The sequence below is a fragment of the Nocardia sp. NBC_01377 genome (assembly GCF_045040005.1).
Lineage (GTDB): Bacteria > Actinomycetota > Actinomycetes > Mycobacteriales > Mycobacteriaceae > Nocardia > Nocardia noduli.
On sequence record NZ_CP109566.1, the window covers coordinates 7,210,220 to 7,222,641 of the forward strand.

Below are 12,422 nucleotides of genomic sequence, written 5' to 3' on the forward strand. Positions count from 1 at the left end.
TTCTGGTGCGGATGGCCGATGCGGGCGATCTGTACATGTCGTGGCGGTGGGTCGGCGGTATCGCGCCGCGAGGCGCGAGCATGCTGCCCGCCGCGCCGATCGACGAGGCAGTGCGACTGCTCGCCGCCGCACTGCCGAATCCGAACGATCCGGGCGGACTCGAATACGCCCTCACCCGAGGCGCGTTCGCCACACTGGACGCCGAATACACACTGGCCCAGCGGCTCTCCCGGGCCCTGTTGCCGTCGGGGCTCGCCGAACAGCTCGCGGTGCTGCACCACGACGGCGTGCGTCCGCATATCCGATTGCAACCGTCGCCCCGGGTGGCCCAGGTGCCGTGGGAGATCATCGCTCCCGCGCCGACCCTGCGCCTGATCGATATCGCCGATATCAGCCTGCTCGCGCCCGCGGGCATCGTGCACGCGCCCGGTCGTCTCGCCCGGTCGTGGGAACACGACCGCGATCTGCCCGTCGTGGCCGTGCTCGATCCGCGCATTCCGGGATTCCGCGCCGATTCCGCACTCGGCTCGGTGCTCGGCCGTATGAGCGAATCGACCCCGCTGACCGAACGTGTCGCCGAGTACGCCGCACGCGGCAGGATAGTCCCACCGGTCACGGTGCCCTCGGAGATCTTCCGCCGCACCGATGTGGACCGCGAGTGGCTCGGCGAAACCCTGCGCCAAGGGGCGGCGCGGCTGATCTACGTCGGCCACGTCACCGCCGCCGCCCCCGAATCCGGGCGCAGCGAGAACGCCGAACTCCACCTGGCGTGCACCGCCGACACCGTCGGTTTCGCCGAACCCACCCGAACCCACCGACCACTGTCGGCCAAGGACCTGCTGTTGGGCACCCACACCCTCGGCGTGCCACCGCGCGCGGGCAGCGAACTCTGGCCGATGCCGAGCCGGGTCGCACTCATCGCCTGCGAGAGCGGCGGCGATCTCCGTTTCTCCGAGGCACTCGGCCTCACCGCGGCCATGATCAACGGCGGCGCCGAACTCGTCACCGCGAGCCGCTGGCCGCTACCGACCGACCTCGCCTTCCAGCGCATCGCGGGCGCGCCCCCCGATTCCCGCCCCCTCCAGGACACCATCTGCGCGATCGACGCCGCCCACGAACTCCCCACCCCGATCACCGCCCTCGCCGACTGGCAACGCGCCCGATCCGCGCACTGGCGCGACAAGGGCGCGATCGAGTACTCCCCCATCCTCTGGTCCGCCTTCGCCACCGTCAGCACAGACCCGACCCCGTAGTTCAGCGATAGGCGTCTGATCTCTTGGCCACGGTCATGATCGTGACCACCTGCTCATCATCATCGATTTCGTACACGATTCGGTACTGTCCGAGACGAATACGCCAATCCGTCCGCCCTACCAGCTTCTTCGCGCCGCGCGGGCGCGGGTTCTCGATCAACTCGATAATCGCGTGCAGCGCGCTCTCGAACACCTCTCGAGGCAGGTTCTGGAGTTGCTTCAGAACATCGGAGTGAAATCGAGCTTTCACGAAGCCAGGACCGAGGCGGGGTCGACACCCAGCGCATCGAGCATCTCCGACATCGACATCACCTCGTAGCCGTCTTCGCGCATCCGCCGCAATCGCAGCGCATCGAGGAGGTCGGCGTGTTCGTGCAGTCGCTCGTAATCCGCCATCGAGATGATGACAGCCACCTCACTGCCGCTGTCGGTGATGATCGCCTCCTCACCACTGGCGGCCACCCCACGCACGATGGCACCGAGCTGCCCTCGAAGATCTCGCAGGCTGTGTGTACTCATGTTCAACATATTAGCCATTCGGTGCGCGGGATGACGCGGATGGTTATCGAGTCGAGTCCTCTCGAGATCCGAGCGGCCTGCTCGAAAACACGGGGTGCACCGCGATGTGGCTGCCGATACCGTCAGCCGCGATGGGCCAGAAGGTGTTCCATCAGGAGCATGGTGAGGGCTTCGGGGGCCTGTTCGGGGATCCAGTGGGAGATGTCTTCGAGCATTTCGAAGCGGTAGGGGCCGGTGACGTGGTCGGCGGTGGCCTGGGCGGCGGTGGAGCCGATGGCGGTGTCCTCGGCGCTCCAGACGTAGAGGGTGGGGATGTCGACGGGTGGGGTGGGGCCTGCGAGGTGCATCGCGCGGTACCAGTTCAGTGCCGCGGTGAGCGCCTCGGGCCGGGTCAGCCGGTGGACGTAGTCCTCGACGCGCTCCTCGGGGATCTTCCAGTCGAAGATCTTGCGCAGTGCGGTGGCGTCGTCGGCGAGCAGAATCCGTTCGGCGACGCGCGGCCTGCGTAGCAGTTCGAAGTACTGGGAACGCTGGGCTTGGTCCTCGTCCTCGGTGAGTGCGCGCAGGAAAGCGGCCGGATGCGGCGTGGAGATGGCGGCGAGGGTGCGGACGCGCTGCGGAAACGCCGCCGCGGCGGACCAACCGATGTAGCCGCCTGAGTCGTGGCCGACGAGATCGAAACGCTGCCAACCGAGTTCGTCGGCGATCGCGATCACATCGCCGACGAATTCCTCCAGGCGATAGGCATCGACCCGCTCCGGCCGGACCCCGGGCGAGTAGCCGCGCAGATCGGGGGCGACGACCTGGCAGCCGCCGTTACCGAGCGCGCCGAGCTGGAATTCCCATTCGATCGCCGCCTCCGGAAACCCGTGCAGCAGCATCACTTCCCTGCCGCCGGAAGCACCGCAGGCCAGCGCGTCGAAGGTACCTGCCTCGGTCGGAATCTTGATCGCCTCGATCACGGTGCCGACTCTAGTCCTGCCCACCGACGCGATCGGCCCGGCGGGAGTGACACCACCGGGTCGCGGGTGGCGGCCCGCCCCCGAGCGGGACCGGGCCGCGTTCGTTCTCCTCGATGTCGCGACCAGGTAAGCGCGCTACCGGAGTCTTCCCTGTCCCCCGGTGTCGCGGTTTACCTGATCAGCGTCCGAGCTGTCCGTCAGTGCTCGTCGTAATGCCCGTTGTGCGGGGCGTGGCGATGTCCGTCGTGGACGTAGTCGACGTGGTCACCGTGCGGGACCGCGACATGCCCGCAGCCCTCGCCGTGCACGTGGTCGTGGGTCGTGTGTTCGGTGTGACCCGCCGGCTCGCACTCGTCGAAATGTCCGTTGTGGGCGCGGTGCAGATGTCCGTCGTGAACGTAGTCGACGTGGTCACCGTGCGGGACCGCGACGTGCCCGCAGTCGGGCCCGTGGACGTGCGCGTGTTCGGTGTGCTCGACATGTGCTGTGGTCATCAGAATGCCTCCTCCATACCGACGGACAGGTGAATCTGTGAACGTGAACACATTATCAGGTGCGCATCATTGCAGGTAACCATTGGTATGCCGGATCGTGATCAGAGCACCTGGGACAGGAATCTGCGCAGTCGGTCGGTCTGCGCGTCCTCGAAGAGCGCGTCAGGCGTACCCGTCTCGACGACCTGTCCGGCGTCCATGAAGACGACGCTGTCGGAGACGCTGCGCGCGAAACCCATCTCGTGGGTCACCACGACCATGGACATACCGCCGGAGGCGAGCTCGGCCATGAGCGCGAGTACCCCCTTGACCAATTCCGGGTCGAGCGCCGAGGTGGCCTCGTCGAAGAACATGATCTGCGGGCGCATGGCCAGCGCTCGCGCGATGGCCACCCGCTGCTGCTGACCACCGGACAGATTCGCGGGCCGCGCGTTCGCCTTTCCAGCCAGCCCGACGATCTCGAGCTGCTCGATGGCCGCGGCCCGCGCGGCCTCCTTGGACAATCCGCGTAATTTGCGCGGCCCGAGTGCCACGTTCTGCACGACGGTCATGTGCGGGAAGAGATTGAACTGCTGGAAGACCATGCCGATGCGCTGACGCAGCCGGTCCGGATCTTCGGTGAGCACCGATTTCCCGTCCAGCAGCACATCGCCGCGATCGGGTTCGTACAGGCGGTTCAGCACCCGCAGCAATGTCGATTTGCCCGAACCCGACGGACCGATGACGGTGGCCGTGCGGCCCGCCTCGACCTGGATGTCGATACCGCGCAGCACATGATTGTTGCCGAGGGTCAGATGCAGGTCGGTCCCGGTCAGGGCGGCGCCGGTGGTCGTCTCGCTCATCGGTCAGCGTCCTTCCGTGATGGTTGCCTGTTCGAGTTCATCGATGGGCCGGTCGGGCCTGCCGGTGCGCATGCGCCGATCGATGTAGTTGACCAGGTGCGTCAGCGGAATGGTCAGTGCCAGATACACCAGACCGGCGGCGACCAGCGGCGACAGATTTCCGGTCTGCGCGTTGAGATCACGTCCGACCGCGAACAGTTCACGCTGACTGGCGAGCAGACCGAGGAAGTAGATCAGCGAGGAATCCTTGATGAGCGCGATGAATTGATTCATCAACGCGGGCAGCACCCGCCGCACGCCCTGCGGAATCACCACCAGCACCATCGACTGGGTGTACCCGAATCCGATGGCACGGGCCGCTTCCAATTGCCCCGGCTCGACGGACTGGATGCCGGAACGGAATATCTCACCGATATAGGCGGAGGCCAGCAGCGCGAGGGCGACGGCGCCGAGCCAGTACGGATTGTTGCCGGTGAGATTCTTGACCACAGGCCCGACGCCGAGGCCGATCAACAGGATTATCACCACGGCGGGCAGGCCGCGGAAGATATCGGTGTACACCCGTGCGGGCCAGCGCAACCAGCGAGTTCTCGAAATACCGGCCACCGCGAGGAGCATGCCGATGACGGTGCCGAGGAATCCCGAAACCACCGCGAGAATCAGGGTATTGGGCAGGCCGGTCCGCAACAGATCCGGAAAGGCCTCGCGGTAGAGCGACCAGTCGAAGAAGGTCTCGCGCAACTGCTGGAATGTCGATTTCGGGGCGTTCGGCGCGGTGTCGTCGGATTGCTGTTCGGCGGCGACGGCCGCGAAATCCGGCAGTTGCGGCACCGGGGCGGCCTTGGAGCCGGGTTTCCAGCCCGGCGGGAGTTGGCGGGGCACCCAGTCGGTGTAGAGGCGCGCGTAGGTGCCGTCGGCGATCACCGCGTCGAGTCCGCTGTTGAGCGCGTCGATGAGCGGCTGATTACCTTTGCCGACCGCCCAGGCCGCGAAATTGTCCAGACTGAAGGCATTCTGGACGACCGACGTGCCGTCGCCCGGTTTGATCGCACCCTCCGCCTGCGCCGACGGCGCGACCCAGGCGTCGACCTGACCTGATTTCAGATTCGCGTAGGCGGTGTTGTAATCCGGGAATTTCACCGGATCCAGCTTCAGGGTGTTGACGACGTAATCGTCCTGCACCGTGCCCTGCACCACCGCGATCCTGCTGCCGGAATTCAGGTCGGCGAATCCCTTGACCGGACTGCCCGCGGGGACGACGAGCGCGAAATAGCCGAAGTCGTAACCGTTGGTGAATCCGACCAGCTGACGGCGCGCGTCGGTGGTGGTGATGTTGGAGGAGCCGACGTCGAAACGCCTGCCCGCCACCTGCGCCAGCAACCCGGCGAACTCGGTGCCGGAGAACTCCACCCGCAGACCGATTTTCGCGGCCACCGCCTCGAGCAGTTGATTGTCGAAACCGGTGAACGAACCCTGCGCGTTCACGCAGATACTCGGCGGGGCATCCGACAGCGTGCCGACACTGAGCGTGCCCGGCGTGATGAGGCCGAGTTTGCCGATGTCGATGGACCGCGGCGGCACCGAGTTCGCGGTGGTGAACCGGTCCGGCCCCGCCGACGCCGAGGACGCCAGATTCGTGGGGGCGGCGGAGGCCGCGCTCATCCCCGGCGGCGAACACAGATCACGTCCCGTCGTCGAATCGTCACCGGAACCACAGCCCGCCGCCAGGAACGCGACAGCGAGCAACAGCACGGCGATCAACGCACGAGACCGCACAGCGGGCAGACCAGCCATGTGAAAAACCCTAGCCTCAGGGTCCCGGTTACCCCGTGGCAATCCACCGTGATCGCGCCCGTTTCCTGCCGATCCACTTTCGCTCACGGTGAGCGGAAGTCACCCGGCATACGGCCGGCCGGGCGACCCCGAGCGGGCCCGGGTCGTTCTCAGGCGATCCCGGTGACCGGCTCCGGGTTCACCTCGTCGCGCCAACGAATAGCGCCGATCACTTCGCTCAGGTCGTAGGACGGTCCACTGACGCCGACGGTGAACGTCGTGACACCCGCGGCGACGAATTCGGCGGCCCGCTCGGCCCCCGGCCACTGCACCGAACGCTCGATGCGCGACTGATCGGTGCCGACGGCCTCGCAATGTTCGGCGAGCACCTTGTTCTTGTGCGCGAGGACATCCAGATCGGCGAAGGTGTGCCACATATGCGCGTACTGGGCGACCAGCCGCAGGGTCTTCTTCTCGCCGCCACCGCCGATGAGGATCGGAATCTCGCGCGTCGGTGCCGGGTTCAGCTTCGCCAACCGGGCGGTGAGTCGTTCCAGGCTCTCCTTCAACAGGGCCAGGCGGGTGCCCGGCGTGCCGAAGTCGTAACCGTATTCGTCGTAGTCGCGTTCGAACCAGCCCGCGCCGAGGCCGAGGATCAGGCGGCCGCCGCTGATGTGGTCGACGGTGCGGGCCATATCGGCGAGCAGATCGGGGTTGCGGTAGCCGCCGCCGGTGACCAGCGCGCCGATCTCCACCCGTTCGGTCTGTTCGGCGAACGCGCCGAGCATGGTCCAGCATTCGAAATGCGCACCGGCCGGATCGCCGGTCAGCGGGAAGAAATGGTCCCAGTTGAACACGATGTCGACACCGGCGTCCTCGCTGCGCAACACGGCGTCGCGGATGAGTCCGTAGGTGGGCGCGTGCTGTGGTTGCAGCTGAACTCCGATACGAACAGGACGGCTCATCGGGCGCTCCTCGTCACTCGGGTGGGTTCCCCGGTCGAGGCTACCGCCGTGATCGTCTTCCGGCCCGGTGATCGTTCCCGATACCGATACGGTCGACACGACCCACCATCGGCAATATCGTGGCAACATCACCTTCTGGCGTATTCGGAGTGCGGCGGCGGGGTCCGTGCGTGACGCTCGCGCGGTGGGCCGCGCCCGGACTCGCCGTATCGAAGCCCATCCGAACGGAGGCCGCGGTGACCGATCTCCCCCTCCGGGTCCGCTCGTGACCCGCTCCGATTCCGGTCAGCGATGCCGCGACCGGTGTGGCCTTCCGGGAAGCCGCCGTGGCCTCGGTTCCACTGATCGCGGTGTACAGCTGGGCCGACCCGTACGCGGGCCGGTTCCCCCGCCTGCTCGTGGTCGGCAGCCGGGGACGCGGGCGATTCGCGCGGTTCATGCTCGGTTCGACCAGTGCGACACTGGTCCAGCGGGCGCGGTGCCCCGTCATGGTCGTCCATCCCGGCTAGCGCGGCACTCAGCCCGCCGATCAGGTCCGGTCGATAGGCTCACCGGGGTGAAGCCAGCTCCCGACACCCTGGTGACCGTGCCCACCGACCTGAACTCGGTGACGACCGTCGGCCACGAAGACGACCCGACCGACACCGGGCCGACCCGCGCCGATATCGAAGCGCTGTGGTCCTCGGTGCAGTCGTGGTACCGGCTCGGCACCACCCCCGCCATCCAGATCTGCCTGCGTCACCGGGGGCAGATCGTGCTGAACCGCGCGATCGGGCACGGCTGGGGCAACGGCCCACGCGACGCCCCCGACGCGGACAAGGTGCTCGTGACCACGGAAACCCCCTTCTGCGGTTTCTCCACCGCCAAGGGTGTCGCGGCGACGGTGATGTCCATGCTCGTCGAACAGGGCGCGTTCCGTCTGGAAGATGCGGTGGCCGAATACATTCCGGAATTCGCGGCCAACGGCAAGTCGGCGATCACCATCGGCCACGTGCTCGCGCATTCGGCGGGCGTGCCGTTCGTCACCAAACCCTACCGGGGTTTCCAGCTGATCGTCGACGAGGAATTGGCGGTACGCGGGCTCGCGGATCTGGTTCCCAGCTGGCCACCGGGTCGTTTCCGCATCTACCACGCGCTGACCAGCGGACTGATCCAGCGGCTACTGGTCCAACGAGCTACCGGCAAGCGGATGCGCGAACACCTCGGCGAGCGCGTGCTGACTCCGTTGGGCTTCCGCTGGAACAACTTCGGCGTCGATCCCGCCGATGTCGACCGCGTGGTGCCCAGTGTCAAGACCGGACCCGACCCGTCGCGACTGTCCCGGTTCGTGGCGCGCAAAGCACTCGGCGGCGGCATGGGCGGACCCTCCCGATCCGACGCCGCGACCGCGTCCTTCCTCACCGCCGAACTTCCCTCGGGAAATCTCGTCACCACCGCCTACGAACTGTCCCGCTTCTATGAAATCCTCACGCGTGGCGGCGAACTCGACGGCGTCCGAATTCTCGAGCCGGACACCCTGCGCACCGCCGTCGCCCCGGCCCCGTGGCTGCCCGGCCTCGCGGGCCGGGTCAGCCGAGCCGGATTCGAATTGGGCGGCCGCAGATCGAAATTCGGCCGCGACACCGCGCCCCACTTCGGCCGCAGCGGCCTGACCACCCAGTACGGCTGGGCCGACCCGGCACGCGGTCTCGCGGGCGCCGTCCTCACCAGCGGCAAAGCCACCACCGACACCACCCGCCCGTGGCATCTGGTGGCCGAGATCTCCGAGATGTTTCCGCCGCTGGCCGCCTCCGAGCGGCTGTTCACCGCGTAATCGGGCGGTACATGGACCGTTCCCCGCTATCGGTGCGCGCTCGCCGCAGCCGCACTTCGACGCCGTAGCGTTTCGCGCCGCTCCGCACGTCATCCCGCCTCCGCAGCTGGTCTATACCAAGAGTTCACCGGGCGTTGGCCGACCGTACGTCGATTGGTCTATACCAATCGTGACAGTGTCCTCGTACCGCCTCGCATCTCGTCCGGGCGCGGCGCCCCTGTCGGTTCGACCCCGGGACTCTGATGACCATTACAGCTCGCGCCGCGCTCGTCGCGTCCGCAATCACGCCGACCGTCGGACGCGAGGGCTGAGGCCGATGTCCACCCCCGTGCTTCCGCCGCCGGTCGCGGGCGACGACGTCGTCATCGCGGCCCGTTCGGTCACCAAGACCTTCGGGTCGGTGACGGCGCTGCGGGATATCTCCTTCGACGTGCACCGCAGCGAATTGGTGGTGCTGCTCGGCCTGTCCGGATCAGGAAAGTCCACGCTGCTGCGCTGCCTCAACGGATTGCATCCGATTACCTCGGGAACCGTCGAGGTCGGCGGCACCGGCGTCGACACGGCCTCCTCCGCGCGATTGCGCACCCTGCGCCGCGACGTCGGATTCGTGTTCCAGCAGTTCAATCTCGTCGGACGGCTCAGCTGCCTGGAGAACGTGCTCATCGGCGGCCTCGGCCGCTTGCGCCTGCCCCGCTACGGCGCGCTGACCTATCCGACCCGGATGCGCCGCGACGCGCTGGCGCACCTCGATCGGGTCGGCCTCGCCGATCTGGCCGATCGACGCGCGGACAGTCTGTCCGGCGGCCAGCAGCAGCGGGTCGCCATCGCGCGGATGCTGATGCAGCGCCCGCGACTGGTACTCGCCGACGAACCGGTCGCCTCGCTCGACCCGGAGAACGCGGGCGTGGTGATGGATCTGCTGTTCCGGGTCTGTATCGAGGAACAGCTCACCGTCGTGTGCACGCTGCACCAGGTCGATCTGGCGCTGGGTTGGGCGCATCGGTTGATCGGGCTGCGCGGCGGGCAGAAGGTGCTCGACCGGGCCGCCGTGGATTGTCACGCGAATCGGTGATGGAGATATACCGGCGCGTCGACCCGGGCGAACAGGCCGATGCCGGACTGCGGACCGACCGACGATGAGCACACTCACCCGACGGCGCGACCGCGTCGACGGCCGAGGTTCGCCCCGGCCCTGGATGCTGCGCATCCTTTCGATCGCGGGCCTGGTCGCGGTCTTCGCCGCCGCCGACTATCTCGAATTCGCGCCCGCCACCCTCGTCGACGGGCTCGACGAGATCGCCGCGCTGCTGGAACGCATGCTGCCGCCGCGTCTGGACGATCCGGGTCGTATCGGCGTCCTGGCGATCGAGACATTGCTGATGGCGGTACTCGGCACGGTGCTCGCCACCATCGCGTCGGTGCCGCTGGCGTTCCTCGCCGCGCGCAACACCACACCGCACCCCGTCGTGCACGCGGCGGCACGCGCGCTGATCACGTTCTGCCGCGCGATGCCGGATCTGCTGATCGCGGCGCTGCTTGTCCGCGGTCTCGGCATCGGAGTGCTGCCCGGCGTGCTCGCGTTGGCGCTGCACTCCATCGGAATGCTCGGCAAACTCTTCGCCGACGCGATCGAACAGACCGATCCGGGACCACGCGAAGCGGTGCGCGCCACCGGTGTCGGATACTTCAGGGAGATGATCAACGCGGTTGTGCCGCAGGTCGTTCCGGCATGGATCGGCGTCTTCGTGTATCGCGTCGATATCAATCTGCGCACCTCGGTGGTCCTCGGTTTCGTCGGCGCGGGCGGTATCGGATTCGCGTTGCAGGACGCGCTGCGTGGACTCACCTATCCGCGCGCGCTCGGCATCGTCGGGGTGATCCTGCTGGTCATCGCCGCGATGGAACTGCTGGCGATCCTGGTCCGCGGACTGCTGCTCGCCCCGACGACACCGCATCCGCGCCGCGAGCGGGTCGCGCGCGTCACCCTCGGCACCGTCGTCGCGGCGGCCACGATCGCGGCGCTGGTCGTGCTCGAGATCGACCCGTGGTCGCTGATCACCTGGGTCGGACCCGCCGCCGAGGTGTGCGGCCGAATGCTGCCACCGGATTTCGGCGCGCTGGGCGGTGAACTCGTCGACGCGGTGGTGCAGACCGTCGCCATCGGGCTGGTCGCCACCGCGATCGGCGTGGTGCTCTCGCTACCCGTCGGAATTCTCGCGGCGAACAACATCGCGCCGCATCCGACGGTGTTCTGGGCGGCCCGCGCCTGGATCCTGGTCGTACGCGCGGTCCCCGAACTCATCGTCGCGGTGATCTTCGTCGCGGCGCTCGGCCTCGGGCCGGTCGCAGGCACCTGCGCACTGGCCATCGGGTCGGTCGGATTCCTCGGCAAACTCGTCGCCGACGCCGTCGAGGAGATCGATCCGGGCCCCGTCGAGGCCGTGCGCGCGGTCGGCGGCGGATGGTGGAAGACGTTGTTCGCCGCGGTGATTCCGCAGGCGATGCCGTCCATCGTCGGATCGGGCCTGTATCTGCTCGACGTCAATATCCGCACCTCGACCGTGCTCGGCATCGTCGGTGCGGGCGGCATCGGATTCCTGCTCTTCGAATCGATTCGCACGCTGAATTTCGAGGTCGCCGGAGCGATCGTGCTCGTGGTTTTCGTACTCGTCTACCTCGTCGAAAGGGTGTCCGGATGGATACGCTCGCTCCTGGTCTGACCCGCGCCGCGGTGTGGTCGGCCGACGGCGTCACTGTGCGCGAGATCCCGCTGCCCCGACCCGATCGTGGACAGACGCTGGTGCGGGTGGACCTCGCCACCGTCTGCGGCAGCGACCTGCACACGGTGCTGGGCAATCGCCCCGCCGCCTGTCCTTCGGTGCTCGGACACGAGGCCGTCGGCCATATCGTGGCCGCCGGGCCGGGCGCACCGCTCGCCGTCGGCACCCGCGTCGTCTGGTCGGTCACCGCCGCCTGCGGACAGTGCGCGCGCTGCCTGGCCGGATTCACCGCCAAATGCGCGCGGGTGCGCAAGGTCGGGCACGAATCCTTCGACAGCGACTGGCCGCTGTCGGGCGGTTACGCCCGGCACATCCTGCTTCCCGCGGGCGTCACCCTGGTCGAAGTGCCCGATCGGATCCCCGACGCGGTCGCCGCCCCCGCCGCCTGCGCCACCGCCACCGTCATGGCGGCACTGGAGGCGACGGGGCCGCTGACCGGACGGCGCGTGCTCGTACTCGGCGCGGGCATGCTCGGGCTCACCGCGAGCGCCGCCTGCGCGGAACGCGGGGCCGTCGTTTCCGTGGCCGACCCGGACCCGGTCCGCCGATCCCTCGCCACCGCTTTCGGCGGCACGCCCGATTCCACCGGTGTCGGCGGTCTCATCGATGTGGCCTTCGACTTCTCCGGCGCCCCAACCGCTCTCACCGGCGCGCTGTCACGGCTGGACCTCGGCGGCACCCTGGTCCTGGCGGGCTCGGTCTCCCCCGGACCCACCGTCGCCGTTGATCCCGAAGCGGTCGTGCGCGGTTGGCTCACCCTGACCGGCGTGCACAACTACGAACCTCGCCACCTGCGCGAAGCCGTCGAATTCCTCAGCGGGACCGTCACCAGGTACCCGTGGGAATCCGTTGTCGCCGCACCGGTCGCCCTCGACGCCGCGCACGAGGTCCTCGCCCCGACAGCGCCGGGCGTGCTGCGCGCATCCATCGCGCCGTGAACGACTGCCGCTCAACCTCTTCCGTGTGAGCGGTCGGCGCACGAAAAGTCACTCGTCGTAGGTCCCGCCCTGCGAACCCGGCC

Annotated in this window: 12 protein-coding genes and 1 pseudogene; 6 read left to right on the top strand and 7 right to left on the bottom strand. The window is 67.9% G+C overall.

Translation table 11 applies throughout. The features are described from left to right. Positions 1–11 precede the first annotated feature (11 nt). Entirely contained in the window at positions 12–1,253 is a 1,242-nt protein-coding gene (locus OG225_RS33280; RefSeq protein ID WP_405183451.1) for a CHAT domain-containing protein, read from the top strand. 1 nt (position 1,254) lies between these two features. Here the strand turns inward: OG225_RS33280 and OG225_RS33285 are convergent, their stop codons facing one another. From OG225_RS33285 to OG225_RS33315, 7 genes are all read right to left on the bottom strand, one after another. Next, positions 1,255–1,503: a type II toxin-antitoxin system RelE/ParE family toxin gene (locus OG225_RS33285; protein ID WP_405178786.1), complete on the bottom strand. Its 249-nt coding sequence runs from the start codon at positions 1,501–1,503 to the stop codon at positions 1,255–1,257. After that, positions 1,500–1,772: a type II toxin-antitoxin system Phd/YefM family antitoxin gene (locus OG225_RS33290; RefSeq protein WP_405178787.1), complete on the bottom strand. Its 273-nt coding sequence runs from the start codon at positions 1,770–1,772 to the stop codon at positions 1,500–1,502. Before OG225_RS33290 ends, OG225_RS33285 begins: the two co-directional genes overlap by 4 nt. Before the next feature lie 122 nt (positions 1,773–1,894). Beyond that, positions 1,895–2,734 (bottom strand): alpha/beta fold hydrolase, encoded by an 840-nt coding sequence (locus tag OG225_RS33295; protein WP_405178788.1) that lies wholly within the window; start codon positions 2,732–2,734, stop codon positions 1,895–1,897. Between the two features lie 197 nt (positions 2,735–2,931). Further along, positions 2,932–3,228, bottom strand: a complete 297-nt coding sequence (locus OG225_RS33300; protein ID WP_405178789.1) for a hypothetical protein — start codon at positions 3,226–3,228, stop codon at positions 2,932–2,934. Positions 3,229–3,329: 101 nt separating this feature from the next. Beyond that, positions 3,330–4,070 (bottom strand): amino acid ABC transporter ATP-binding protein, encoded by a 741-nt coding sequence (locus tag OG225_RS33305; protein ID WP_405178790.1) that lies wholly within the window; start codon positions 4,068–4,070, stop codon positions 3,330–3,332. Positions 4,071–4,073: 3 nt separating this feature from the next. After that, a complete protein-coding gene (locus tag OG225_RS33310) occupies positions 4,074–5,864 on the bottom strand; it encodes an ABC transporter substrate-binding protein/permease (protein ID WP_405178791.1) in 1,791 nt (596 codons plus the stop codon). A gap of 149 nt (positions 5,865–6,013) precedes the next feature. After that, on the bottom strand, positions 6,014–6,808 hold the full coding sequence (locus OG225_RS33315; RefSeq protein ID WP_405178792.1) for an LLM class F420-dependent oxidoreductase: 795 nt from the start codon (positions 6,806–6,808) through the stop codon (positions 6,014–6,016). A gap of 326 nt (positions 6,809–7,134) precedes the next feature. Here OG225_RS33315 and OG225_RS33320 point away from each other — a divergent pair, with 326 nt between their 5' ends. The 5 genes and pseudogenes from OG225_RS33320 to OG225_RS33340 all read left to right on the top strand — a co-directional run bounded on the left by OG225_RS33320 (position 7,135) and on the right by OG225_RS33340 (position 12,339). Next, positions 7,135–7,317 carry a universal stress protein gene (locus tag OG225_RS33320; protein WP_405178793.1) on the top strand — a complete coding sequence of 61 codons (183 nt, stop codon included), beginning with the start codon at positions 7,135–7,137 and terminating at the stop codon, positions 7,315–7,317. A gap of 47 nt (positions 7,318–7,364) precedes the next feature. Further along, entirely contained in the window at positions 7,365–8,621 is a 1,257-nt protein-coding gene (locus OG225_RS33325) for a serine hydrolase (RefSeq protein WP_405178794.1), read from the top strand. A 316-nt stretch (positions 8,622–8,937) separates the two neighbouring features. Continuing rightward, positions 8,938–9,761: pseudogene (phnC, locus tag OG225_RS33330) on the top strand (phosphonate ABC transporter ATP-binding protein). A gap of 56 nt (positions 9,762–9,817) precedes the next feature. Further along, entirely contained in the window at positions 9,818–11,341 is a 1,524-nt protein-coding gene (phnE, locus tag OG225_RS33335; RefSeq protein WP_405183452.1) for a phosphonate ABC transporter, permease protein PhnE, read from the top strand. After that, complete coding sequence (locus tag OG225_RS33340) at positions 11,317–12,339, top strand: zinc-binding dehydrogenase (RefSeq protein ID WP_405178795.1); 1,023 nt, start codon at positions 11,317–11,319, stop codon at positions 12,337–12,339. Before phnE ends, OG225_RS33340 begins: the two co-directional genes overlap by 25 nt. Positions 12,340–12,422: the final 83 nt, after the last annotated feature.